The 24,718-nt window shown below is 61.8% G+C and carries 26 protein-coding genes; 13 read left to right on the top strand and 13 right to left on the bottom strand.

The genetic code is table 11. From position 1 onward, the window contains the following. The first annotated feature begins 105 nt into the window (after positions 1–105). The 5 genes from ACS5Q8_RS05020 to moaE all read left to right on the top strand — a co-directional run bounded on the left by ACS5Q8_RS05020 (position 106) and on the right by moaE (position 4,226). On the top strand, positions 106–1,230 hold the full coding sequence (locus tag ACS5Q8_RS05020) for a polysaccharide deacetylase family protein (protein ID WP_276196603.1): 1,125 nt from the start codon (positions 106–108) through the stop codon (positions 1,228–1,230). Between the two features lie 348 nt (positions 1,231–1,578). After that, entirely contained in the window at positions 1,579–2,973 is a 1,395-nt protein-coding gene (locus tag ACS5Q8_RS05025) for a PhoH family protein (protein ID WP_247399072.1), read from the top strand. Positions 2,974–3,061: 88 nt separating this feature from the next. Continuing rightward, positions 3,062–3,535 carry a cyclic pyranopterin monophosphate synthase MoaC gene (moaC, locus tag ACS5Q8_RS05030; RefSeq protein ID WP_253393480.1) on the top strand — a complete coding sequence of 158 codons (474 nt, stop codon included), beginning with the start codon at positions 3,062–3,064 and terminating at the stop codon, positions 3,533–3,535. After that, complete coding sequence (gene moaD, locus ACS5Q8_RS05035) at positions 3,532–3,774, top strand: molybdopterin converting factor subunit 1 (protein WP_247399093.1); 243 nt, start codon at positions 3,532–3,534, stop codon at positions 3,772–3,774. The genes moaC and moaD overlap by 4 nt, the downstream gene beginning before the upstream one ends. A 2-nt stretch (positions 3,775–3,776) precedes the next feature. Further along, positions 3,777–4,226, top strand: a complete 450-nt coding sequence (gene moaE / locus ACS5Q8_RS05040; protein WP_276196604.1) for a molybdopterin synthase catalytic subunit MoaE — start codon at positions 3,777–3,779, stop codon at positions 4,224–4,226. A 145-nt stretch (positions 4,227–4,371) separates the two neighbouring features. On the opposite strand, the gene rhlB is transcribed toward moaE, so the two are convergent. Continuing rightward, positions 4,372–5,841 (bottom strand): ATP-dependent RNA helicase RhlB, encoded by a 1,470-nt coding sequence (gene rhlB / locus ACS5Q8_RS05045; protein WP_465160351.1) that lies wholly within the window; start codon positions 5,839–5,841, stop codon positions 4,372–4,374. Positions 5,842–5,937: 96 nt separating this feature from the next. Then, positions 5,938–6,594: an alpha/beta hydrolase gene (locus ACS5Q8_RS05050; RefSeq protein ID WP_465159879.1), complete on the bottom strand. Its 657-nt coding sequence runs from the start codon at positions 6,592–6,594 to the stop codon at positions 5,938–5,940. A gap of 345 nt (positions 6,595–6,939) precedes the next feature. Between ACS5Q8_RS05050 and ACS5Q8_RS05055 the strand changes: the two genes are divergently transcribed. The 4 genes from ACS5Q8_RS05055 (at position 6,940) to ACS5Q8_RS05070 (ending at position 11,109) form a co-directional block, all read left to right on the top strand. Next, the gene (locus ACS5Q8_RS05055; RefSeq protein ID WP_463860975.1) at positions 6,940–7,971 is read left to right on the top strand and encodes an amino acid ABC transporter substrate-binding protein; all 1,032 of its coding nucleotides are present in this window, start codon (positions 6,940–6,942) and stop codon (positions 7,969–7,971) included. A 72-nt stretch (positions 7,972–8,043) separates the two neighbouring features. Continuing rightward, positions 8,044–9,225 (top strand): amino acid ABC transporter permease, encoded by a 1,182-nt coding sequence (locus ACS5Q8_RS05060; protein WP_465159880.1) that lies wholly within the window; start codon positions 8,044–8,046, stop codon positions 9,223–9,225. Between the two features lie 10 nt (positions 9,226–9,235). Continuing rightward, entirely contained in the window at positions 9,236–10,333 is a 1,098-nt protein-coding gene (locus ACS5Q8_RS05065; RefSeq protein WP_465159882.1) for an amino acid ABC transporter permease, read from the top strand. Between the two features lie 11 nt (positions 10,334–10,344). Then, positions 10,345–11,109 carry an amino acid ABC transporter ATP-binding protein gene (locus tag ACS5Q8_RS05070; RefSeq protein ID WP_003171943.1) on the top strand — a complete coding sequence of 255 codons (765 nt, stop codon included), beginning with the start codon at positions 10,345–10,347 and terminating at the stop codon, positions 11,107–11,109. 64 nt (positions 11,110–11,173) lie between these two features. Here ACS5Q8_RS05070 and ACS5Q8_RS05075 read toward each other — a convergent pair whose 3' ends face one another. Together ACS5Q8_RS05075 and ACS5Q8_RS05080 are read right to left on the bottom strand one after the other, a co-directional pair. After that, positions 11,174–11,662 carry a type II toxin-antitoxin system MqsA family antitoxin gene (locus ACS5Q8_RS05075; RefSeq protein WP_276196605.1) on the bottom strand — a complete coding sequence of 163 codons (489 nt, stop codon included), beginning with the start codon at positions 11,660–11,662 and terminating at the stop codon, positions 11,174–11,176. Then, entirely contained in the window at positions 11,659–11,970 is a 312-nt protein-coding gene (locus ACS5Q8_RS05080) for a type II toxin-antitoxin system MqsR family toxin (protein WP_247399114.1), read from the bottom strand. The genes ACS5Q8_RS05075 and ACS5Q8_RS05080 overlap by 4 nt, the downstream gene beginning before the upstream one ends. A 159-nt stretch (positions 11,971–12,129) precedes the next feature. Here ACS5Q8_RS05080 and ACS5Q8_RS05085 point away from each other — a divergent pair, with 159 nt between their 5' ends. Continuing rightward, positions 12,130–12,789, top strand: coding sequence for a FadR/GntR family transcriptional regulator (locus ACS5Q8_RS05085; RefSeq protein WP_465159883.1), 660 nt, complete (start codon positions 12,130–12,132; stop codon positions 12,787–12,789). Then, positions 12,779–14,044 carry a CynX/NimT family MFS transporter gene (locus ACS5Q8_RS05090; RefSeq protein WP_443699138.1) on the top strand — a complete coding sequence of 422 codons (1,266 nt, stop codon included), beginning with the start codon at positions 12,779–12,781 and terminating at the stop codon, positions 14,042–14,044. The genes ACS5Q8_RS05085 and ACS5Q8_RS05090 overlap by 11 nt, the downstream gene beginning before the upstream one ends. Here the strand turns inward: ACS5Q8_RS05090 and ACS5Q8_RS05095 are convergent. From ACS5Q8_RS05095 to ACS5Q8_RS05135, 9 genes are all read right to left on the bottom strand, one after another. Continuing rightward, positions 14,041–14,691 (bottom strand): DUF1120 domain-containing protein, encoded by a 651-nt coding sequence (locus tag ACS5Q8_RS05095; RefSeq protein WP_465159884.1) that lies wholly within the window; start codon positions 14,689–14,691, stop codon positions 14,041–14,043. The two genes, ACS5Q8_RS05090 and ACS5Q8_RS05095, sit on opposite strands and share 4 nt — an antisense overlap. A gap of 116 nt (positions 14,692–14,807) precedes the next feature. After that, complete coding sequence (locus tag ACS5Q8_RS05100) at positions 14,808–15,932, bottom strand: DUF1120 domain-containing protein (RefSeq protein WP_465159885.1); 1,125 nt, start codon at positions 15,930–15,932, stop codon at positions 14,808–14,810. Between the two features lie 10 nt (positions 15,933–15,942). Further along, complete coding sequence (locus ACS5Q8_RS05105) at positions 15,943–18,384, bottom strand: fimbria/pilus outer membrane usher protein (protein WP_465159886.1); 2,442 nt, start codon at positions 18,382–18,384, stop codon at positions 15,943–15,945. Between the two features lie 124 nt (positions 18,385–18,508). Continuing rightward, positions 18,509–19,231 carry a fimbria/pilus chaperone family protein gene (locus ACS5Q8_RS05110; RefSeq protein WP_247406162.1) on the bottom strand — a complete coding sequence of 241 codons (723 nt, stop codon included), beginning with the start codon at positions 19,229–19,231 and terminating at the stop codon, positions 18,509–18,511. Between the two features lie 64 nt (positions 19,232–19,295). Then, positions 19,296–19,922 carry a DUF1120 domain-containing protein gene (locus tag ACS5Q8_RS05115; protein WP_465159887.1) on the bottom strand — a complete coding sequence of 209 codons (627 nt, stop codon included), beginning with the start codon at positions 19,920–19,922 and terminating at the stop codon, positions 19,296–19,298. Positions 19,923–19,977: 55 nt separating this feature from the next. Then, entirely contained in the window at positions 19,978–20,604 is a 627-nt protein-coding gene (locus ACS5Q8_RS05120) for a DUF1120 domain-containing protein (protein ID WP_465159888.1), read from the bottom strand. Between the two features lie 39 nt (positions 20,605–20,643). Then, a complete protein-coding gene (locus ACS5Q8_RS05125) occupies positions 20,644–21,264 on the bottom strand; it encodes a DUF1120 domain-containing protein (RefSeq protein WP_276196613.1) in 621 nt (206 codons plus the stop codon). Positions 21,265–21,330: 66 nt separating this feature from the next. Further along, positions 21,331–21,951, bottom strand: a complete 621-nt coding sequence (locus tag ACS5Q8_RS05130; RefSeq protein WP_276196614.1) for a DUF1120 domain-containing protein — start codon at positions 21,949–21,951, stop codon at positions 21,331–21,333. A 44-nt stretch (positions 21,952–21,995) separates the two neighbouring features. Beyond that, positions 21,996–22,634 (bottom strand): DUF1120 domain-containing protein, encoded by a 639-nt coding sequence (locus ACS5Q8_RS05135; protein WP_276196615.1) that lies wholly within the window; start codon positions 22,632–22,634, stop codon positions 21,996–21,998. A gap of 412 nt (positions 22,635–23,046) precedes the next feature. Here ACS5Q8_RS05135 and ACS5Q8_RS05140 point away from each other — a divergent pair, with 412 nt between their 5' ends. Further along, positions 23,047–23,874, top strand: coding sequence for a response regulator (locus tag ACS5Q8_RS05140; protein WP_443699776.1), 828 nt, complete (start codon positions 23,047–23,049; stop codon positions 23,872–23,874). Positions 23,875–24,055: 181 nt separating this feature from the next. Then, positions 24,056–24,691, top strand: coding sequence for a response regulator (locus tag ACS5Q8_RS05145; protein WP_247407781.1), 636 nt, complete (start codon positions 24,056–24,058; stop codon positions 24,689–24,691). The last annotated feature ends 27 nt before the right edge of the window (positions 24,692–24,718 follow it).

The following is a 24,718-nucleotide window of genomic DNA, read 5'->3' on the forward strand; positions in this document are numbered from 1 at the left end:
TAATCGTGCGAGGATTCTAGGGTGTTGGGCGTTTTGACTCCACCTATGATGGCGATAGGCGCGATCCGCTATGATGGCCGGTGACTCTGGAGAGGGAGACCCTGTGTGCGAATAGCGTTTTTTTTGTCGGCGTGCCTGTTATGCCTCAATGCCCACGCGGCGCCCGTGGATGTGGCCAGCCTGGATCGTGGCGTCTGGCCGGAAAAACTCAGCAGCCCTGCGCTGTTCGACGTGGCCTCGCGCGCCGAAATCCTGATGTTCGCCCACAGCCTGATCGCCAGCGAAGCCCTGGATGAAGCGGCGCTCAAACAGCGCCTGGGCCTGAAGATCATCAACCTGGCGGCCATCGACGATCTGCGTCGCCAGCTCTGGCAGCGCCTGCTGGAGGGCTACACCTTCGCCCAGGAGAGTTGCGAGGAAGACGCGTCGTTCTGCTACCTGGTGGAAAACATGGACGACCTGCGCGAGCAGGCCGGCAAGTTTGAGATCAGCGAAAACTCCTTCTATATAGGTTGGGCCGGCCCGAGCCACAATTTCCACGAGCGTTACCTGGACGAGCTGCTACGCAAAGCCGCGCTGTTCCCGCAGATCAGCAGCGAAGTCGCGCGTTTCGGCGACCATGAGCGCAATGGCGATGAATTCAACGACCGGTTGTTCCTGCTGACCTTCGACGGCGGCCCAGCTCCGGTCAGCGGCAATACCGACTGGCTCACGGACTACCTGCGCAAGCAGAAGATGAACGCCACGTTCTTCGCCCTTGGCAGCAGCCTGCAAAACCGCGTGGAGCGCAGTTCCGCAGCCGATGTGCAGGCGCTGTACCAAGGCCAGTGCGTGGGCACCCAGGGCTGGCAGTACCGTTCCCACAGCCATTGGGTCGACTGGCAAAGCTCCATCACCCGCAGTGCCTCACTGGCGCAGAACCTGATGCCGGAGAATTACGTGCCGCTGTTCCGTCCACCCTACGGTCAGCGTCGTGCGGACAGCCAGGGTTTCTTCCAGTCCCAGGGTTTGCAGGTGGCGTTGTGGGATATCGACTCCCAGGACGAACCGGGCAAGCTCAAGGCCGATGAGTCGGCGCAGCGGGTGCTGACCTTGATGTTGTTGTGGCGCAAAGGGGTGATTGTGTTTCACGACACCCAGGATAAGGCGCGGGTGGCATTGCCGATTTTATTGCAGGCAACGGCGCAAAGCGGGCTGGGTTGGCAGGACTGCCGGGAGGCGTTTCGCTGAAAAGGCTGAAGTGCCTATTGCCGTTGGGGATGCGGCATTTCTGCGGTGATTTTGTAGGATGTTTCGATGCAGGCGGACTTCCGACTTTAACGGCGTGGCTGGCACTCGGCTAGTGCTATTCGTCATCCTGAAAAATAAACTTCAAAAAAACGTCAAAGTGCTTTTTCCTGTCATGGGTTTTGCGGTATTACGAAGTCAGATCGCCGAAACCTGCAACACAGGTGGCGTCTTCCAAGACTCCTCATGTGGGCAATGCACTTGACGTCCCTCAGGTGCATTCGGTGGTCGAATCGAGGCGCAGCACTGTTGTGGTATTGCGTCGACTGGCTCCCACAAAGGTGACCGAGTATGGATGATCATGGACGTAACCCTTCTTCCGACCAGCCAATCCTTTATGTGCTTGATACCAACGTACTGATCCACGATCCGAACGCGCTGCTTAATTTCGAAGAACACCACGTCGCCATCCCGATGATCGTGCTGGAGGAACTCGACAAACTCAAAAGCGGGCATCACAGCGTGGCCGCCGAATGCCGCCAGGCGATCCGCCTGATCGACAAAACCCTGGGCGAAGCGTCACCCGAGGACGTCGAAGTCGGCGTGCCGATCCAGCGCGGCAAGAGCGGGCCCAAGGGCTTGCTGTCGATTCTGATGAGCAAGCGCAGCGAGCCCAACAGCCTGCTGCCGGAAAACCTCAACGACAACAAAATCATCAACCAATTGATCGACCTGCACGCACGTGACAAGGACCTGCGCGTCGTGCTGGTGACCAAAGACATCAATATGCGCCTCAAGGCACGAGCGTGTGGGATCGCTGCCGAGGACTACAGTACTGACCAACTGGTCGACGACGTGTCGATGCTGTCCCGTGGTTATCACACCATGACCGGCTCGTTCTGGGATCGCGTCAGCAAGGTCGAAACCCGTCAGGACCACGGTCGCACCTGGCACCAGGTGCAACTGATCGACAACCTGCCGGCGGTACACGTCAACGAGTTCATCATCGACGAACAGGGTTTTGTGGGCTGGATCAAAGAGATCCAGGTCGACAAGCTGCTGATCCTCGACCTGCATCAGGAACCCCTGTTGCACCAGGAAGCCTGGGGCCTGAAACCGCGTGATATCTACCAGAGCCTGGCGCTGTATGCGCTGCTCGACCCGGACATCCACCTGGTCAACCTGACCGGCGCCGCCGGCTCGGGCAAAACCATTCTTGCCCTGGCGGCCGCCATCGAGCAGACCATGGTGACCAAGCGCTATCGCCGCATCATCGCCACCCGCAGTGTGCAGGGTCTGGACCAGGAAATCGGTTTCCTGCCCGGCACCGAAGCGGAAAAAATGGAGCCGTGGCTGGGGGCGATCACCGACAACCTCGAAGCCTTGCACATGGATGACGAAAACACCCATGGCAGCGTCGACTACATCCTCAGCAAAGTGCCGTTGCAGTTCAAATCCCTCAACTACATCCGAGGTCGCAGCTTCCAGCAGAGCCTGATTTTGATCGATGAATGCCAGAACCTCACGCCGCACCAGATGAAAACCATCATCACCCGTGCTGGCGCCGGTTCCAAAGTGGTGTGCCTGGGCAACCTGGCGCAGATCGACACCCCTTACCTGTCCGCGACCAGCTCCGGGCTGACGTACCTGACGGAACGCTTCAAAGACTTCCCGAACGGCGTGCATATCGCGCTGCAAGGGGTTCCACGTTCGATTTTGGCCGAATACGCCGAATCTCACTTGTAAACGCGGTCGGTGTGGGAGGGGGCTTGCTCCCTCCCACATTTCTTTTACATTGGGTTTACAATCGACGCTCCTGATCAGGAGTATCCCTGTGCTGACTCATCTCGATTCCCAAGGTCGCGCCCATATGGTCGACGTCACCGACAAGTCCGTGACGTTCCGTGAGGCAGTGGCCGAAGCGCGCGTGCGCATGCTGCCCGAGACCCTGAAAATGATTGTCGACGGCGCCCATCCCAAGGGCGACGTGTTTGCCGTGGCCCGCATTGCCGGAATCCAGGCGGCGAAAAAAACCAGCGACCTGATCCCCCTGTGCCACCCGCTGATGCTCACTGGCGTCAAGGTCGAACTCAGCGCCGAGGGTGTGGACGCGGTGCATATCGTCGCGCGCTGCAAACTCTCCGGCCAGACCGGTGTGGAGATGGAAGCGCTGACGGCCGCCAGTGTCGCCGCATTGACGATCTACGACATGTGCAAGGCCGTGGACCGTGGCATGACCATCGAAAGCATTCGCCTGCTGGAAAAGCTCGGCGGTAAAAGTGGGCATTTCAAGGCGGATCAAGCATGAGCATCAACGTATTGTTTTTTGCCCGCTACAGCGAAGCGGTGGGCCTGGATTCGCTGGAGGTGGAAGGCGACTTCGCGACCGTCGACGCTGTGCGCCAGGCATTGGCCGGCGACCCGGGCTTTGAGGTGCTCAACGAAACCAGCTTGATGTGTGCGCGTAATCAGGAACTGTGCAGCCTCGACGAACCGCTGCAGGCCGGTGATGAAGTTGCGTTTTTCCCACCCGTGACCGGGGGCTGAGCGTGGCCATTCGTGTGCAGCCCGAGCCCTTTGACCCCGGTGCCGAAGTCAATGCGATGCACGCCGCCAATGTCGGCGTCGGCGCGGTGGTGAGTTTTGTCGGCTATGTCCGCGACTTCAATGACGGCCACGATGTGGCGGGGATGTTCCTTGAACATTACCCCGGCATGACCGAAAAAGCCCTGGCCAAGATCGCCGTGGAAGCCGAACAGCGCTGGCCGCTGCTTAAGCTGGAAGTGCTGCACCGCATCGGCGCGCTGGAACCGGGCGAGCCGATTGTCTTCGTCGCGGCGGCCAGCGCGCATCGCCAGGCTGCGTTTGATGCCTGCGCATTTGTGATGGACTACCTGAAGACCCGTGCGCCGTTCTGGAAGAAGGAAAATACCCCTGAGGGCGCGCACTGGGTCGAAGGGCGCGACAGCGATCACGCAGCAGCGGATCGCTGGAAATAGTCAGCCGAACATAGATGCAAATGTGGGAGGGGGCTTGCCCCCGATAGCTGTGGCACATTCAACATCTCTGTTGACTGACCCACTGCTATCGGGGGCAAGTCGAATCGTCGCACCGCCCCTCCCACATTGTTGACCGCATTTCAGCCTAAGGTCGTTTGCGTTCTACAGCACGGAGCAAGTGCGTCGACGGCGTCTCGCAACTGATCTTACGGCCCAGCAGCGTCTCGATCGACGGCAACTGATACGAGTCATCTTCCCCGGCAAAACTGATCGACACCCCCGCAGCCCCGGCACGGCCGGTACGGCCAATGCGGTGTACGTAGTCGTCCGGCATTTCCGGCAGGGTGAAGTTGATCACGTGGCTGATGCCGTCGATGTGAATCCCGCGCCCGGCTACGTCGGTGGCCACCAGCACGCGGATCTTGCCTTCGCGAAAGCCTTCGAGGGTCTTGATGCGCTTGTGCTGCGGTACGTCGCCCGACAGTTGCGCGGCGTTGACGCCATCGCGCACCAGGCGTTCTTCGATACGGCGCACTTCGTCCTTGCGGTTGGCGAACACCATCACGCGCTCCCAACCGTTGTCGTTGATCAGGTTGTAGAGCAGCTTGTACTTGTCGGCGCCGGCCACGGCAAAGATGTGTTGCTCGACGTTTTCGCTGGCGACGTTCAGCGCCTCGATTTCGACGATGGACGGGTCGGTGGTCCACTGCTTGGCGAGGTTCATCACGTCTTCGGTGAAGGTCGCGGAGAACAGCAGGGTCTGGCGTTCGTTTTTCGGCGGGGTCTGGCGAATGATCTGGCGTACTTGCGGGATAAAGCCCATGTCGAGCATGCGGTCGGCTTCGTCCAGCACCATCACTTCGACCATGTCCAGATGCACGTCGCCGCGCTGGTTGAAATCGAGCAGGCGGCCCGGGGTGGCGACCAGGATGTCGCAATGGCGGGCTTCGAGGTGCTTGAGCTGTTTGTCGAAGTCCATGCCACCGACGAACGTCATGACGTTGAGGCCGGTGTACTTGGTCAGGTCGGCGGCGTCCTTGGCGATCTGCACCACCAGTTCGCGGGTTGGGGCGATGATCAGCGCGCGTGGCTCACCCATGTAGCGCTCTTTCGGCGGCGGCGTTTGCAGTAGCTGGGTGATGATCGAGATCAGGAACGCGGCGGTCTTGCCGGTGCCGGTCTGGGCGCGGCCGATGGCGTCTTTGCCGGCCAGGGTGAACCCGAGCACCTGCGCCTGGATCGGTGTGCAGTAAGGGAAGCCCAGGTCCTGGATGGCGTGCATCAGTTCCGGTGCGAGCTTGAAATCGTGGAAGCGGGTTTTGCCTTCCTGGGGTTCAACGACGAAATCTTCGAGCTTCCACGGTGCGACGGGCGGCGTGGGCGCGCGTTCACGTCGTGCGGCTTTTGGCGCAGGTGCCGCAGCGACTTCGGCCGGTTTCGGCGGTTCGGCGGGTGTCACCTCGAGCGGTTTCGGCGCGGCCACAGCGGTGGCCTGGCCAGCCTGTTTGCCTTCGTGGCGGCTGCCGGTTGTCGGGACAGGAGCACTGGGAACTGGCGCGAGCGGCTCAGCCTCGCTTTTGCCGAACATCTTCTTAAGTGCTTTGAGCACGGTGATCTCATTAATTGGTTAAGGAATATACGCCGGCCAGTGTAATGCAAGAATCGGGCGCGGCGTAGTGCGTCTGTCATGTGGCTAAATAAACCGGGGTGTTCAGCGCAGACGTTCGGCCAGCCACGTACCGATATCGCTGATCTCCTCAGGTAACACTTCGTGACCCATTGGGTATTCCTGCCATGTCACGGTGACACCACGGGTCTTCAAGTGCTCATAAGCGCTGCGCCCCATGGCGTTCTGTACCACCTCGTCGTACTGGCCATGTAGGCAAAGGACCGGAATGCGCTGCTGACTGGCGGACAACTCGAGCTCGTTGTCGAAGGTGGGCGCGTAAGTGGAGAGGGCAATCACGCCACCCAAGGCGCCTTGCCATTTATGGAACGCGGTGTGGAACACCACGGCGCCGCCCTGGGAAAAACCCGCCAGGAAAATCCGCGAGGCGTCTATTCCGCTGCTTTTTTGCTCCCTGATCAAATCCGTGACCATTTTGGCCGAGTCTTTCAACTGTTCCAGGCTGATGGAGCGGGCCGGGCTCATGGCTTTGATGTCGTACCAACTGGGCATCTCGTAGCCGCCGTTGATAGTCACCGGGCGGGTGGGCGCCTGAGGCAAGACGAAGCGCGTGGTCAGCAAGTTTTCCTGCAGCGCTTCGGCCACCGGTTTGAAGTCGTAGCGATCGGCCCCCAGGCCATGCAGCCAGATGACACAGGCGTCTGCGGTGTTGCGGGGCTGAAGAATCAAGGCTTCGGTCATGTCTGCTCCATAGATGTGCGTGCGCTCCGATTAAGTGCGACGGAACGGTGCGCAATAGTTTGATCTGTTACGAGAATGTCGCAAGGTTGAATCTTTTTTCATTGACCTTGGGCTGAAACGACTCAGCAGCCACTCTGGTACGCGCTTTGCTATGTGTAGGTCGATGTCAGAACTTTCCTGGGACGGTAACACTATCAGTGCCTGCCGTTTATGGGATAGCAACTGGAATTACTGCGATCGCCTCATGCCGCTTGACCCTAATAAAAGCCAACACGGGTCGATACCGCCTCATAAGGGTGCGCTGAGGTTCTAGCTCCGACACAACAAGAGCAACTGGAGGTTTGAATGAAGGTATTGAAATCCACCCTGGCCATCGTTTCCGCGGCCGCTGTACTGGGTGTCAGTGGTTTCGCCCAAGCTGGCGCCACCCTGGACGCCGTGCAGAAGAAAGGCTTTGTGCAATGTGGCGTGAGTGACGGCTTGCCGGGTTTCTCGGTACCGGATGCCAGCGGCAAGATCCTCGGGATCGACGCTGACTTTTGCCGCGCGGTAGCCGCTGCCGTGTTCGGCGACGCGACCAAGGTCAAATTCAGCCAGTTGAACGCCAAGGAGCGTTTCACCGCCCTGCAGTCCGGTGAAGTCGACATCCTGTCGCGTAACACCACCATGACCAGCTCCCGCGATGCCGGCATGGGCCTGAAATTCCCTGGTTTCATCACTTATTACGACGGCATCGGCTTTCTGGTAAACAACAAGCTGGGCGTTAAAAGTGCCAAGGAACTGGACGGTGCAACCATCTGCATCCAGGCTGGTACCACCACTGAACTGAACGTTTCCGACTACTTCCGTGGCAACAACCTCAAATACACCCCGATCACCTTCGACACCTCCGACGAAAGCGCCAAGTCGCTGGAATCCGGGCGTTGCGACGTGCTGACCTCCGACAAGTCCCAACTGTTCGCCCAGCGCAGCAAGTTGGCCGCGCCGAAAGACTACGTGGTGCTGCCGGAAACCATTTCCAAGGAGCCGCTGGGCCCGGTCGTGCGTAATGGCGACGACGAGTGGCTGGCCATCGTGCGCTGGGTAGGCTACGCCATGCTCAACGCTGAAGAAGCCGGTATCACCTCGAAGAACGTCGAAGCGGAAGCCAAGTCCACCAAGAACCCGGACGTCGCTCGTCTGCTGGGTGCTGACGGCGAATACGGCAAAGACCTGAAAGTGAAGAAAGACTGGGTCGTACAGATCGTCAAGCAAGTCGGCAACTACGGTGAAGTGTTCGAGAAAAACCTCGGCAAAAGCACGCCGCTGGAAATCGACCGTGGCCTGAACGCGCTGTGGAACAACGGTGGCATTCAATACGCACCCCCTGTGCGCTGATCGCTGATGGTTCTATCACCCGGTGGGCCAACCGCCGGGTGATGTTCTGTTCCATTCTTTCCGGGGCACTTCATGCAAAATAAAATCGGCGCACCAAAGCAGAAGCTCAGCTTCAGCGATCCCAAAGTGCGTGCGTGGCTCTTCCAGATCATCACGATTGTGGCGGTGGTCTCGCTGGGCTGGTACCTCTTCAACAATACCCAGACCAACCTTCAGCACCGGGGCATTACCTCGGGTTTCGACTTTCTTGAGCGCAGTGCCGGCTTCGGCATCGCTCAGCACCTGATCGACTACACCGAATCGGACAGCTATGCCCGCGTTTTTGTAATCGGTCTGCTCAATACCTTGCTGGTGACCGTGATCGGCGTGGTCCTGGCGACTCTGCTCGGCTTCATCATCGGCGTGGCCCGCTTGTCGCCCAACTGGATGATCAACAAGCTGGCGACGGTGTATGTGGAAGTGTTCCGCAACATCCCGCCGCTGCTGCAAATCCTGTTCTGGTACTTCGCGGTATTCCTGACCATGCCGGGGCCGCGCAACAGCCATAACTTCGGCGATACGTTCTTCGTCAGCAGCCGTGGCCTGAATATGCCGGCAGCACTGGCCGCCGACGGGTTCTGGCCGTTCGTGGCCAGCGTGGTCGTGGCCATCGTGGCGATCGTGCTGATGACCCGCTGGGCCAACAAGCGCTTTGAAGCCACCGGTGTACCGTTCCACAAGTTCTGGGTGGGCCTGGCGTTGCTGGTATTGATCCCGGCGTTGTGCGCCTTGATCTTCGGCATGCCGTTGCACTGGGAAATGCCCAAGCTGCAAGGCTTCAACTTCGTCGGCGGCTGGGTGCTGATCCCTGAACTGCTGGCGCTGACCCTGGCACTGACCGTCTACACCGCAGCGTTTATCGCCGAGATCGTGCGTTCGGGCATCAAGTCCGTCAGCCACGGCCAGACCGAAGCCGCGCGCTCCCTGGGCCTACGTCCCGGGCCGACGCTGCGCAAGGTCATCATCCCGCAAGCCCTGCGGGTGATCATTCCGCCGCTGACCAGCCAATACCTGAACCTGGCGAAAAACTCGTCGTTGGCCGCCGGTATCGGTTACCCGGAAATGGTTTCGCTGTTTGCCGGCACGGTGCTCAACCAGACCGGCCAGGCCATCGAAGTCATTGCCATCACCATGAGCGTGTACCTGGCGATCAGCATCAGCATTTCCTTGCTGATGAACTGGTACAACAAGCGCATTGCGCTGATCGAGCGGTGAGGAAACGAGCATGAGTTCGCATACGTTCAAACCTGATATGCCACCGCCGAGCAAAGTCTTCGGGCCGATGGCATGGATGCGCGCCAACCTGTTTTCCAGCTGGCTCAACACCCTGCTGACCTTGTTGGCGTTTTACCTGATCTACCTGGTCGTGCCGCCCATCCTGCACTGGGCCATCCTTGACGCCAACTGGGTCGGGACCACTCGTGCGGACTGCACCAAAGAAGGCGCCTGCTGGGTGTTTATCCAACAGCGCTTCGGGCAGTTCATGTACGGCTACTACCCCAGCGACCTGCGCTGGCGTGTGGACCTGACCGTGTGGCTGGCGATCGTTGGCGTGGCGCCGTTGTTCATCTCGCGTTTTTCACGCAAGGCGATCTACGGCCTGAGCTTTCTGGTGCTGTACCCGATCATTGCCTTCTTCCTGCTGCACGGTGGCATCTTCGGCCTGACCAACGTGGCCACCAGCCAATGGGGCGGCCTGATGCTGACCCTGGTCATCGCCACCGTCGGCATCGCCGGCGCCTTGCCGCTGGGGATTGTGCTGGCCTTGGGGCGGCGTTCGAACATGCCGGCGATTCGTGTGGTCTGCGTGACCTTCATCGAATTCTGGCGCGGCGTGCCGTTGATCACGGTGCTGTTCATGTCCTCGGTGATGCTGCCGTTGTTCCTGCCCGAAGGCATGGGCATCGACAAGCTGCTGCGGGCATTGATTGGCGTGATCCTGTTCCAGTCGGCCTACGTGGCGGAAGTGGTGCGTGGTGGCTTGCAGGCGATTCCCAAAGGTCAGTACGAAGCGGCTGCGGCGATGGGCCTGGGTTACTGGCGCAGCATGGGCCTGGTGATTCTGCCGCAAGCCCTGAAGCTGGTGATCCCTGGCATCGTCAACACCTTTATTGCGCTGTTCAAGGACACGAGCCTGGTGATCATCATCGGTTTGTTCGACCTGCTCAACAGCGTCAAGCAAGCCGCCGCCGACCCGAAATGGTTGGGCATGGCCACTGAAGGCTACGTGTTCGCCGCCTTGGTGTTCTGGATTTTCTGTTTTGGTATGTCGCGCTATTCCATTCATTTGGAACACAAGCTCGACACAGGCCACAAGCGTTAGGAGTTGTTGTTATGAGCGAAGCGATCAAACAGCCTGTGAGCCCTGAAGGCATTATCCAGATGCAGGGCGTGAATAAGTGGTACGGCCAGTTCCACGTGTTGAAAGACATCAACCTCAACGTCAAGCAGGGCGAGCGTATCGTGCTGTGCGGCCCGTCGGGTTCGGGCAAGTCCACCACCATCCGCTGCCTCAACCGCCTGGAAGAACACCAGCAGGGCCGCATCGTGGTCGATGGCGTGGAGCTGACCAACGACCTCAAGCAGATCGAAGCGATCCGCCGCGAAGTCGGCATGGTGTTCCAGCACTTCAACCTGTTCCCGCACCTGACCATTCTGCAGAACTGCACGCTGGCGCCGATGTGGGTGCGCAAGATGCCCAAGCGCAAGGCCGAAGAAATCGCCATGCACTACCTGGAGCGCGTGCGCATTCCGGAGCAGGCCCACAAGTTTCCGGGGCAACTCTCGGGCGGCCAGCAACAGCGCGTAGCCATCGCTCGGGCGCTGTGCATGAAGCCGAAAATCATGCTATTCGACGAGCCGACCTCGGCCCTCGACCCGGAAATGGTCAAGGAAGTGCTCGACACCATGATCGGCCTGGCCGAAGACGGCATGACCATGTTGTGCGTGACCCACGAAATGGGCTTCGCCCGCACCGTGGCCAACCGCGTGATCTTCATGGACAAGGGCGAGATCGTCGAACAGGCGGCGCCGAATGACTTCTTCGACAACCCGCAGAATGACCGGACCAAGTTGTTCTTGAGCCAGATTCTGCATTGATCGATGGTTGATGCTTGAAGCGATAAACCCGGCACCCGGCCGGGTTTATTTTTGCCTGCTGTTTTTACGCGGACGCTTGAGTTGCAAGCTGCGCATCTTTTGCGATCAGCAGATGGTTCAGGTCTTCGCCGGCATTGAGTGCCTCTATTTCGGCCAGTAGATGCGGATGTTTATCCAGTAGACGCATCAATGTGAGCAGTGGCGCGGGCGGAAAGATCTCAGCCCTTTCGTAGCGGGAAAACGCGTTATGGCCGCGGCCGGTCAATAGCCTCACCGCGTCTTTCTGCGTCAGATGCAATTTGCGGCGAATTCGTTTCATTTCGGCGGCGATGATTGTCCTGGCGTCTATTAACAACTTATCGCTGGCATCGGAATAGCGCTCTGCGCTATCGGTGTCCGAATCGAATTCGACCTCGTGACAGACCTGGCATTCCCAGCCTGCAATATCGGGGATATCCCGGATCATGCCGCGTGTGTTGATCGTGAAGTTGCGACCTTCGAAATGCTGCATTGCGTCATGGGTTCCGCAGCTCATGCATTGTTGGGTTTTCATAAGGTTTTCTCCTTGAAGGAGATTACGGGAGGACCACCGCCTGGGCGGTAAGTCACTTTGATGTAAATCTCCGTACTGTAAATCTTGATCAGATAGACGTCCTGCCACACACGGTGGTCTGAATAGGTCGTCATTGACTTGTACAACATTCGATTCTCAAGGGCGCAGACCGCGAGTCGCATCTGGCCGATGTTCAACTCAAGTTGTCGAGCCCCCTCCCGCGCGCTTGCGGTGAATGCTCTGCTACCCAACCGGATGACATCCGCCTTGATCACCGCCAAATCGTAATGAGGTGTGTACTTTTCCATAAGACACCTAAGGCTGAAATTACCCTTTAAGGGTAATTTTAACAATCGAAAATACTGCTCCTTTTTCCTGCCTAAGAACCCTAGTGCGTTGCCTTTGTAGGCTGGTCCTAATATGGTGTAGGGGAATTCATCCTATGATTGGACGAAAGCCCAAAGCCCATGACAGACATCACCCCCCTGATCAAACGCTCCCTGGTCGACCAGGCCCTGGAGCAGCTGCGCCAACGCATCACCCGAGGCGTATGGGCCATCGGTGAGCGCCTGCCCACCGAGCCTGAGCTGTCGGCGGAACTGGGCATCAGCCGCAATACCGTGCGCGAGGCCATGCGTGTGCTCGCATTCTGCGGATTGATCGAGATCCGCCAGGGCGACGGCAGTTACCTGCGTTCGATGACGGACCCGCTCGGGGCGATGCGCGCGTTGTCGCATTGCAGCCTGGAGCAGGCGCAGGAAACGCGGCAGATCCTGGAAGTGGAGGCCATCGGCCTGGCCGCCCTGCGGCGCACCGAGCAAGACCTGCACCGGCTGCGCGCGGCGCTCGGCACCAGCGCCGCGCTGTATCACGGGGAGTTGGAGGCCTACATCAGCGCTGATCTGGTATTCCACCAACAGTTGGTGGACGCGGCGCACAACCCGGCGTTGAGCGAGTTGTACCAGTACTTTTCCAGCATCATCGGCGCGCAATTGCGCCTGACCCTGAACATTTCGCCGCGCCGCCAGGCAGTGTTCGACCTGCACACCGCGCTGCTTGATGCCGTCGCGCAGCAAGACCCGGAGCGCGCCAAATCCCTATGCCGGCAGTTGATCAATGAACCCTGAAGCCAAACGCACGCCCGAGTTGGAACAACTGCTGATCGACGCGGAGGCCGACGACGACGGGGTCCAGCACAGCCACCCGCTGGTGAGCCGGCCGTGGCTGTTGCTGCTGGGCCTGGTGCTGGTGGCGCTGAACCTGCGCCCGGCGCTGTCGAGCCTGTCGCCGCTGCTCAGTGAGGTCTCCAGCAGCCTCGGGTTGTCGGCGGCCAGGGCCGGTTTGCTGACCACGTTGCCGGTGCTGTGCCTGGGCCTGTTCGCACCGCTGGCGCCGATCCTCGCCCGGCGTTTCGGCGCCGAGCGGGTGGTGCTGGGGATTCTGCTGACGTTGGCCGCCGGTATTCTGCTGCGCAGTGCGTTCGGTGAAGTCGGGCTGTTTGCCGGCAGCCTGATCGCCGGTGCCAGCATCGGCATCATTGGCGTGTTGTTGCCCGGTATCGTCAAGCGCGACTTCGCCAAACAGGCGGGCACCATGACCGGCGTTTACACCATGGCGCTGTGCCTGGGCGCGGCGTTGGCGGCGGGGGCCTCGGTGCCCTTGAGTGACTACTTCGGCAACCGCTGGAACATCGGGCTGGGCTTCTGGATGCTGCCGGCGTTGCTGGCCGCGCTGTGCTGGTTGCCGCAAGTCGGGCACAAGCACGGCGCGCATCGCGTCGCCTACCGGGTGAAGGGCTTGTTGCGTGATCCGCTGGCCTGGCAAGTGACCTTGTACATGGGCCTGCAATCGTCCCTGGCCTACATCGTGTTTGGCTGGGTGCCGTCGATCCTCATCGACCGCGGCCTGAGTGCCACCGACGCCGGGCTGGCGCTGTCCGGTTCGATCATCGTGCAACTGCTCAGCGCCCTCACCGCGCCGTGGCTGGCCACGCGCGGCAAGGACCAGCGCCTGGCCATTGTGGTGGTGATGCTGCTGACCCTCGGTGGGCTGATGGGCTGCCTGTATGCGCCCCTCGACGGGCTGTGGGGCTGGGCGATCCTGCTGGGCCTGGGGCAGGGCGGCACGTTCAGCCTGGCGCTGACGTTGATCGTGCTGCGCTCGCGGGATGCCCACGTTGCCGCCAACCTGTCGAGCATGGCCCAGGGCTTCGGTTACACCCTGGCGTCCTTGGGGCCGCTCGCGGTGGGCCTGATTCACGATTGGACCGGCGGCTGGGCCGCCACGGGCTGGGTCTTCGCGGTGATCGGCCTGGGCGCCATCGTCGCCGGCCTCGGTGCGGGGCGGGCGAAGTACGTCGACGTCAGCAGCGAGAGAGTCTAGAGATACACCACCTCCAGGGTCGCCGAACCGTCCATGACGATATCGGTGCTCAGGTCCAGATTCTGTTTGGCGTTGATCACCGTCTCCAGGGTCAGCGTGCTGCTCAGGTTCTGGATCGCCGAGGGGCCGGCGGTGCTGCCGGCGCTGTCAGTGAAGCCCAGCAGGCTTTTGGCGCCGATGTCGATCGGGTTGCGGTTGGCCGTGCGCCAGGCCAGGCCGCCAGTGGTGGATTCGGTGCCGTAGACCTCGGACACGGCATCCACCACGGTCTGCTTTGGATCGAACGCCAGCGAGTACACGCCGATCTTGTTCGCGCTGTTGTCGAAGCCCAATCCGTAATAAATCTCGCTGTTGACGTGGGCCGAGCCGTCGCGGTTGTCGCGCATGCGCAACGCATAACGCACCGGACCGTTGCAGATCACCGTCAGGCCCAGGGACTTGAGGGGCAGCCGCGTGCCCGTCGCGAGGTTGAGGTCTTGCTGGGCGATCTTGCCGAAGTCCACTAGCCCGTTGGCCGACAGGCTCGGGGTGCAGGACGCGGGGATGATCACGCCGTTGACGTTCAGGTCGACGGTGGAGGCGGCATGCGCCGGGAGTAGGTTGACCAGCCCTGTACAGGCGACCAGAAAGATCAGCGATTTTTTCATGGTTCAACTCCTAGAGGTATTTCACGGACAGGGTCATGGACCCGTCGATGGGTATTTCTTCGGTCAGCGGCAGCGAGGATCAGGTATCGATGGAACATGGGGGTCTCCAATAGTGTTTATAAGTAGGTGATTTCCAGGGTCGCCGAACCGTCGAGCGCTATTTCATTGCTCAGGTCCAGGCTGTCGAGCGGCGCGATAAAGGCTTTCAGGCTCAGTAACGCGCTGAGGTTTTGCAGGGTATTCGGGCCTTCGGTGCTGCCGGTCGTGGCGGTAAACCCCAGGAGGCTGCGTGCGCCGATGGGAAGGGGGGAGGCACTGGCGCTGCTCCAGGCGGCGCCGCCCGTGGTCGAGTCGGTGCGATACAACTGGGGCAGGTTGTCGGCACTCGCCCGGGCCGGGTCGACCAGCAAGTAATAGCGGCCGATTTTCTGCCCGCGTGCATCCAGGCTTAGACCATAGGCCGTTTCATCGATGCCGCCGGTGGCAGAGCCGGCGCGGTTGTCGTGCATGACCAGGGCAAATCGGGTCGGGCCGTCACAGGTGACCGTGAGGCCCAGCGCGCGGGCGGGCAGGGCGGTGTCCTTGTCGCGGTTCAGGTCGCTGACCGACAACGTGCCGAAGTCCACCGTGCCGTTGTTGGCCAGGGTTGGCGTGCAGGCGGCCGGCGCGAAGCGCGCTTGCAGATGCAGCTCGCGTGAGCGCCCGGAGGCGGGTGCGTCGACCAGCGCCGAGGCTTCCCAGGTCTCGGCATCGCGCACCCGAAACGCCTCTTCCCGGGCCCAGGCACTGACCTGCAGTTGTGCAGAAAAACTGCGTCCGGCGGCGGGCTGGCCGTCGTGCAGCGCGACGATGCCGTGGTCGGCGCGCCAAGTCAGGCTCGCCCCCACCTGGGCGGGCGCCTGGCCCGGGCCGGCGAGCAAGCCCAGTTGCACCGCGCGGCCATCGAGCACGGCGTCATGCACCTGCACCCGGTAACTGCCGCCGTCGGTGAAGCGCAAACGCTCGGTGCCGGCGGCCAGGGCGCGGTAGAACAGGCTCATGTCGCCGGTTTCCGGGCAGTTGAGGGTCAAGGACAGGCGCCGTTCGCCGAGCAGTCGCTCCGGCGTCGGCGTTGACGCGATAGCGCGGTTCATCAGGCCAAAATCCAGGCGCGATTCGCTCAGGTCCAGGCGGCAGTCGTCCTGGGCCAGGGCGGTGCCGGTACACAGCAGCAGGGCTGCCAGGCAGGGTTGAAGTTTCATGGGGAATTCCTCAAGGTCTCTGGCAACGGGCCGGTGCGGTTTCGAAATACACGTGGGGGTCGGCCTTGGCCGGCAGTTCAAAGCGCAAGTGGCAGCGCGGCTGGCCGGCGGCTTTGATCCACAGGGGGCGGGTGTCGAGGACGTCAGGCAAGAACACCTGGTTGCCTTCCTGGACCAGGGTGATGAACTCGCCGTCCTCGGTGGTCACGGTCGAGCCGCGTGGCACCGGGGTGTCCAGGGTCAGCAGGGCGCGGCGGGTGAGGGACACGCCGAACTCGATGCGGTCGACCGCGCCGCGTCCTGCCGACACCACCGCGAGCCCGTTGTGGATGTCGGCATTGCGCGGCAGCGAGCGGGTTTGCACTTCCAGCGGGCTGCGCCCATACGCGCTGAGCTGGGGCGCGACGGCCTGGCCCTGCCAGTCGGTCCACACCGGACCGCTGGGGGTGTTGACCTTGATCCCGGCCATGTCGCCCACCGACAGCACGGCAAAGGTGTCGCGCACCGGGTAGGGCGAGAACGTCAACCCGTCGCCGTGCAGCACCACGCCGCCGCGTGCGCCGCCCTGGTAGCTGGAGCGTTCGGCGTCGGAGCGGGTGTAGTTGAAGTCCAACTGGCTGTAGAACGGCAGGGCCGAAACGCCGAGGGACGACTCGACCTCGCGGTCGCGGGTGTCATGTTCGACGCCGACCCGATACGCCAAATGGTCGTTGAGCTGTTCGTTGAGCCCAAGCCCGGTGCGGTGCTCGCCACCGGAATTGCGCACCCACGCGCGGCCACGGCGGCTTTCGCCCAGGGGCAGGCTGACCGTCATGTACAGGCTGTCGTCGTTATAGCGGCGCCCGCCCACATGCCATTCGGCGGTGGCGGACACCGACATGCCGGCGACTTGCGTGCCCCAGGAGGCCAGGGCGCGGCTGCTGCTGTCGCCCTGGAACGAGGACGAACGCGAAAACCCCGCGCTGAAGGCGCCCAGCCACGGATGCGACCACGAGGTGGTTGCGCTCTGCTGGTCGCGGTAGCGCGCGCGTTGCTGCTCGCGAGTGTCGGCGGTATAGGTCGACTCGGTGAGGTCGCGATAGCCCTGGGTGCGCCAGGAATTGGCCGCCGTGAAGGCCCAGCGTTCGCTCAGTTTCTGCGACCACGACAGGTCGGTCTGCACACCGCGCTCCTGGGTACGCCGCGAGGCTTCGGAGGTGACCACGGCGACTTGCACCTGGCTGTCCTGCCAAGGCAACAGCCCCAGGCTCAGGCCCGCCGAGCGATAATCCTCGGCCGCCAACACCCCACTGCCGAAGCTCACCTGCGGATGCGGCGCGGCGCTCCAGCCAGCACTCACCACCCAGGGTTCGGCGCCCGGGCCGTCGCCGATATTGCGCACCTGCCCGGCCGCCACCGAGTAACCGGGCGCGGGCAGGCCCAGGCCGAGCATGGCGGCGGGCACGGTGAAGCGCCGTTCTTCGCCGGTGGTTTCCTTAACCGTGACTTCGACGTCGGAGCGCCCATTCAGGCGCGGCACATTGCTCAAGCTGAACGGGCCGGCGGGCACCACCGTGGAGTGAATCAACGTACCGTTCTGGCGCACTTCCACCTGGGCCGGGCCGTTGGCGATGCCGTTGATGGTCGCGCTCTGGTTCTGGTCTTGCAGGGCCTGTTCGGTGAGCACTTGCACGCCGGTGATTTGCGCACCGGCGAGCACCGGGTTGTAGAGGTTGATCTGCCCGGCCTGCAACACCGCTTGATGGCTGGCGAAGGTGCGCTGGGCGTAGGCGTCCAGGTGGGTGGTGCTTGAGCTGCTGTCTTGCCAGGTCTGCACCTGGCGGCTGCGCACGATCCAGTCGCCGGCGTTGAAACCGACCTCGGTATTGGCCGAGCCGAAACGGCTGGAGTCGTCGCCGTAGTGGTTGTACAGGCCGGTTACGTCGTAGTTGAGCAGCGCGGCAAACCCGCCGGTCTGATAGCCGGAAATGTCCTGGGTGACCGGGCGCAGGGCCTGGGTGGGCACCACCAGGTTCAGGCTCAGGTTGGCCGGGTCATGCTCGATCACGGTTTGCGGGTATTGCTGCAGAAAGTCGTAGCAACGGCTTTCCTGCGCCGGGCCCGATGACGGCGTTACCAACTGCGCGGCGTCCAGCAGCGGCGGGTCGAAGCAGGTGGCGCCGTGCTGATCCACGCTGACATCGACGCGCCCGCGCCGCTGGCCGTTGACCGTCAGGTTGAGCGCATGGCGGCCTTGGGTAAAACGCGGGGCCTGCATCAGCAGGCTGGCGAGTTCAGGGTCGATGCCGCGCTGGAGCAGGGTCTGTGGGTCAAACGAACCTGTCGACGACGGCGTTTGTGCCCATGCCAGGTTCGTCAGCAGCCCCTGACTGAGCGTCAGCACCAGCAATGCCAGGCGCGGTGAAACGCCAGGCACGGCTTTGCCGTCACGGAAATGGATGACTGTGTTCACACAAATGCACTCAGATAATGGAAGTGCCCGACTCGATTCCTTATCGCGCCAGACCTTCCCGGTGGCCTTCAGTAGGCGGCCACTTCGTTATAGAGGCGCCGTTGCATCCCTGGGCGCCGTCGCATCACAGGGTTATGGGCGCGTCGTGGGGCGCGACTGCAAAGCCGTACACCGTGGCGGGTTGCAGGCGCACGGTGGTGGCCCCGGCCCTGGCCCCGTTGGCGGTGACGGTCAGCGTTTCACCCGGCAGCAGGTACGTGCGTGGCAGCATCGCCGAAGCGTTGCCGGGTAGCAGTTGCAGCTCCTGGGCCAGGCGCACCACATACGGGGAGGGGTTGTGGACGCTGAGTTGATCGGCCTTCAAGGTCCATTCCAGGCCCAGCCACGGCGTGCGATTGGGCGCCAGCCCCTTGGGGTGAATGATCACCGGCAGGTTCTGGCGGACTGTCACGCCCACTTGGGCATGCCCGGCCTTGGCCGGGTCGCGCTGGGCGGGCATGCCTTCGAAAATCACGCGTTTGAGGCGTTGGGTTTTCAGCGGCGCCTGCGTTTGCAGGATGAACCGCACCAATTGGCTCTTGGACGCCTCGACCCGTGTCAGCGGCGGGGTCACGAACAACAGCGTGTCCGTGTCCTCGGGGATGTTTTCGAGGGTTACGTGCAGCAGGGCCATTTTGTTGTCGGTGTTGGTGACCGAGACCGTGGCCTCGCCATCGGCCTCGTTGACGATCACCACCGAGGTGTCCGGGACCATGCCGTCGGCACGCGCGACGCTGGCGCCGAGTACGGCCAATGCCACGCAGCAGAGGCGCGGCATTGCGCGCCAAACGGAAAAAATCAGGTTCATAGCAGGGCTCTTCAAATGGGCCGCCGAGCGCACGGTGCGTGACCGGGGCGTCGGCGGTGCGGTGTTAGAGGTAACGCAGGTCCAGCGTGATCGAGCCATCGAGGGGCACCTCTTCTTGGAGCGTCAGGGTGTTGGCCGGGCTGATCGAGGTGTCGACCCGCAGGGAGGCCACCAATTGCCGGATCGGCGCGGGCAGCGTGTCGCCGACGCGGGCAAAGCCCATGAACAGGCCCGGATACACGTAAGGCTCCGGTGACCATGTGCCGCCGTTGTCGGATGAGGTCAGGGTTTGCATCGACTGCGAGTCGCCTACCGGCCCACGCAGCGAGAGGCTGACCGAGCCCAGGCGTTCGCCGGGTGCGTGGGGGTTCATGCCCAGCCCATAAAAATAATCCGGCGCCAGCGATGACTCGCGCTTGTTATCGATGCCCACCAAGGCGAACAACACCGGGCCTTCGCAACTGATGCTCAAGCCCATTAGCTGGTTCGGCAACACCGTGAACTCGCTGGCGTTGAGCGTCGTCGCCAGGATCTTGCCGTGCTCGACCAGGCCGTTGTCCGACAGCGATACGTTGCATGCGCTGGGGGTGATTCGGCCGTTGACCTCCAACTCCACAATGGAGAGGGCGAAGGCCAAGGGCGCCGCCGTGAACATAAAGGCGAATGTCGGCAAACGAGTAAGCAGGTTCATGGGGGGAGCTACCTGGTGTTGAACGGGTGGTACGGGCATCGGGCAAGGCGGTGGGTTACAGGTACTTGACTTCGATCGTGGCCGAGCCGTCGATCGGGGTGTCTTCGGTGATGGTCACGTTCTTTGCCGGGTTGATGAACGGGTTGACCGAGAGCGCCATCTGCGTGTTTTGGGCCGGGATAGGTATCAACGCCCCGCTGGCTGCCTTGATCGAAAGCAGGACCGAGGTGGCCCATGCGTCGTCATTCCATTGACGGGACCAGGTGGTGCCGTTATCGACGGAAGCGATAGGCAGGACGGTAGCCGTATCGGCTATGGCGTTGTCGAGCAACAAAATATAGCCGCCGATATGCTCACCGGTAGCGGTCTTGCCGACGCCAAATTCGCTGACGGTGATTGAGGAATCGGCGCGGTTATCGGTGGCTTTCATGGCGAACAGCGTTGGGGACAAGCAGTTAACGCTCAGCGTCAAGGTGGTCGGGGTCAGTAGGGTTCGGCTGTCCTGGTTAAGGTCCTTGACCGAAACCCGGCCCACGTCGACGGTGTTGGCCGAGAGGGTTGGCGTACACGCCGACGGCACGATCAGACCCTTGACGGTCAGGTCGACGGTGGAGGCGGCAAATGCCGGTGAAAAACTGCCGATCAGGCAGCCGGCGATCAGGGTTTTTATCGGGGTCTTCATGACGGGAATGCTCTTGGCGGATTGAGTGAGGTCACGGCGTTACAGGTACTTGACTTCGATCGTGGCCGAGCCGTCTATCGGGGTGTCTTCGGTGATGGTCACGTTCTTTGCCGGGAGGATGAACGGGAGTACCGAGAGCGCCATCTGCGTGTTTTTGGCAGGGACAGGGACTCGCGCTGCGCCGGGGTCGCGGATCGAAACCATAAAGGTTGTTGTCCAGGCATCATCCGGACGCATGGTGCCCCAGGTGGTGCCGTCGATCGAGAAGATAGGCGTGACGGTAGCCCCATCGGCGACCCCTTTGTCGAGGGTCATGTAGTAACCGCCGATACGCTCACCGGGGATCGTCTTGCCGATACCATATTCAGCGTGGGCGCCGGAGTCGGCACGGTTGTCGGTGGTCTGCATGGCAAACAGCGTCGCTGACTCGCAGTCGATGCCCAATTGCAGGGTGGTCGGGGTCAGTTGGGTTCGGCTGTCCTGGTTAAGGTCCTTGACCGAAACCCGGCCCACGTCGACGGTGTTGGCCGACAGGCTTGGCGTACACGCCGACGGCACGATCAGGCCAGTTACAGCCAGGTCGACGGTGGAGGCGGCAAATGCCGGGAAGGCGCAGCCGATCAGTACACCGGCAATGCTGGTGTGCAGTAGTTTTTTCATGACGGGTGAAGCTCCAGGGATGGATAGGAATACAGGGTGTCCAGGGAGGGACAGGGGCTTACGGTGTTACAGGTACTTCATCTCAAGGGTCGCGTGCCCGTCGACGTTGACTTCGTCGGTGAGGGTCAGGCCATCGGCGCGGGCAATTCGGGTGTAGAGCACGATGTCCGCGTCGAAGACCGTCACCGCCATTGGCTGAGTGGTGTTGTCTGCTGCGGCCACCGCGAGCAGGTTGAGGTGGCCCAACTGCGTACCGGGCGCCCAGGTGGTGCCGCCATCCAGGGACACGATGGTGCGCACGGCCTGGGTGTCTGCCACGGGGTTGTTCAACGTCAGCGAAACGCTGCCCAGGTTCTCGTCGTTGGGGGTCGTGCCCAGGCCGTGGTGGTTGGGAATCACCGCTGTGCCGTGGCGGTTGTCGATGGTGGTCAAGGCAAAGAACGTCGAGCCTTCGCACTGCACGTTCAGGCGCAGGGTGTTGCGGGGCAGCAGCGTGTGTCTGTCTTGGTTGAGGTCGCGCGAGGTCAGCTTGCCGTGGTCGACGGTGCCGCCATCCGACAAGCCCGGCGTGCAGGCTTTGGGGGTGATGACGCCGGTCACGCTCAGGTCGATCTGGCTGGCCGCCAACGCGCTGGACACGTTCGCCAGCAGCAGGCTCGCCAGCAGGGCGGGGAAATATTTATCCATGGTATGAACAACCTCTGTGGGCAATGCCCTGCGTGGACGATGAGTTACAGGTACTTGACTTCGATCGTGGCGGAGCCGTCGATCAGTACTTCGTTGCTCAGGTCCAGGTTGTTGGCGGCGGCGATCGTGGTGTCGATCAGCATCTCGGTGACCACGTTCTTGATCGGGATCGGCTTACGGTTCTGGCCTGTCGAGCCGTCGCCAAACGCCGCCAGCTTTTCACTCATCCACATCACATCGTCGATGGCACTCCAGCTCACGCCATCCAACGATTCGATCGGCTCGACGGCGACGTTATCGGCCACCGGGTCTCTGAGGGAGATCCAGAAAATGCCGATTTTCTGCAGGTTGTTGATCAGGCCCAAGCCGTAGCCGCTGCCGCCTTGGCCGTCCATTGACGAGCCGGGACGGTTGTCGGTGCTGCGCAACGCAAACAGGGTCTGGGCCTCGCAGTCCACGCTCAATTGCAACCGGGCGGTGGGCAGGATGGTCGGGGCGGTGGGGTTGAGGTCTTTTGCCGCGATCTTGCCGTGATCCACCTTGCCACTACCGGACAGTGTCGGCGTGCAGGCGCTTGGGGTAATCAAGCCGGTGACCGTCAGGTCCACGGTACTGGCGGCGAACGTCATGCCGCTGCCGACAAGGGCGATGGCGGCAGTGAGGGCGGCTAGGGACTTTTTCATGTGATAACGCTTCCGGTGCAAAGCTGACTGCCAAGAGGCTGGGGGCCCTTTGGCAGTTGCGTTGCGACCGACTGGAATGGCCGGTCGCGTCCCGCTCTTGGGATGCCGGGCAATTTATCGGGGGGAGGGCGTCTGGCAAATACAACAAATACGACATTGGGCGGATGTCGCACACGCACAATCGACTTGTCGGAACTCGTTTTGGTGTCTGTAGGAAATATATGGATTTCGTAGTTGTTGTATCGCTTGGCCACCCTATTTCGAATAGCTTCCCCGCCGATACAACTTCACGGCCCATTCGAACGGATGTGAGCATCAGCGCTTGAACCCTCGCCCATCTGTCGGCGCAGGTTCTGTCGGCCGTCGAGGTTGTCGATCCCGGCGCCGCGCGCTTCTTGAAGTTGAGGTAGTCATGTCATCAGGCCCTATCCCAGGCGACCGAGCAGGGGATGACCTGGGCGCGCAGCCCCCATTGACGCGGCATTGGCGCGAACTCACGGTGCTGTTGGTGGACGATCACCCCGCATACTGCCTGCTGATGGGCGCGATGTTGGAGCGATTGGGGCTGGCCTTTGCAGTGTGTGTGCAGGGCCAGGCCGCGCTGGCGATTCTGGATGTCACCCGCGTCGACCTGATTTTCAGCGACTGCCGGATGCCGGTGATGGACGGCTATGCCATGACCCGTGAACTGCGTTGCCGGGAACAGCGCGCGGGTACGGAGCGCGTGCCGGTCATCGCCTTCACCGGCACGCTGGGACCGCGCGAAATCGAGCAGTGCCAGGCCGCCGGCATGGATGCCTGGCTGGCCAAACCCGTGACCTTTCAACAACTGCGTCAAGTGCTCGGCGACTGGCTGCCCGGCCCGCGCATCAGCGAGGCTGCGCAGCCGGTCATGGCGGTCGAGGAGCGCTGGCCGAGTCGAGCCCGCTTGGGGCAAATGTTCGGTTGCACTGAGGCGCTGCCCGCCATCCTGGCGAGCCTGGTGCATGAAGCCGAGCTCGATCTGCATGCACTGGCCCAGGCCACCGACTGCCTGCAAGCGCAGACAACGGTCGAGCACTTGCATCGATTGATCGGCAGCGTGGCGTTCTTCGGCGCCACACCGCTGGAGGTGCGCGGTCACCAGTTGATCGAGGCGATCAATCGCGATGGGGTGGCCGTACACCTTGAGCACTTGCTTGCATTGCGCCGCGACTTGATCGGGTATTTGAAGTATTTGTCGCTGCTAGGAAATGGATGACAGCTATAGGCGATGACTTCTGTAGGTCGTCAGAGTGAGCAATTTCTTTTTTTTCTGTGGGGCAAAATCCTGCTCCCATAGATTGCTGGGCTATCTGCCATTACGGCTTTGCGGGGCGGTTGTTGCTGATCCGATCCGGGAGTACTTTGCGCGGATTCAAGTTGCCATCATGGTGGTGCTCATGCTTCGCGTAATTATTGCTGACGATCATCCCATCGTGCGTATCGGGCAGAAAGTGGTGATAGAAGCCAACGGCCGGTGCAAAGTCGTCGCCGAGGCCGACGGCCCGGATCAGTTGCTGGCGCTGATGGACAGCACACCGTGCGACATCCTGGTGACGGACTTCGCCATGCCGGGTAACCAGCAAGCCGACGGCTATGGCTTGCTGGGCCTGATGCGGCGCCGGCATCCGGACTTGCCGGTGATTCTGGTGACCATGTTTGCCAACGTCGCCACACTGCGCGAATCGTTTGCCCAGGGCGCCCGGGCGATCCTGGCCAAAAGCGCGTCGGCCCGCGAACTGCCCCTGGCGATTGCCGCCGTCATTGAAGGGCGCACCTTCGTCAGCGAATGTTTGCGTGCGCAACTGGCCGAGGCCGGGACGGGCGATCAGCAAGCGGTGCCGCAGTTGTCCGGCAAGGAGCGCGAAGTGGTGCGCATGCTCGCCAGCGGCATGACCGTCAGCCAGATCGCGGCGCGGGTCAACCGCAGCATCTCGACCATCAGCAAGCAGAAAAGCACCGCGATGACCCGGCTGTGCATTTCCACCGATGTGGATTTGTTCGCCTACGCCCGCAGCAGTGGCATGGTGCCCTGAGCCCGCAGCGGTCAGCGGCTTATTTAC

The sequence above is a fragment of the Pseudomonas sp. PAMC25584 genome (assembly GCF_058135675.1).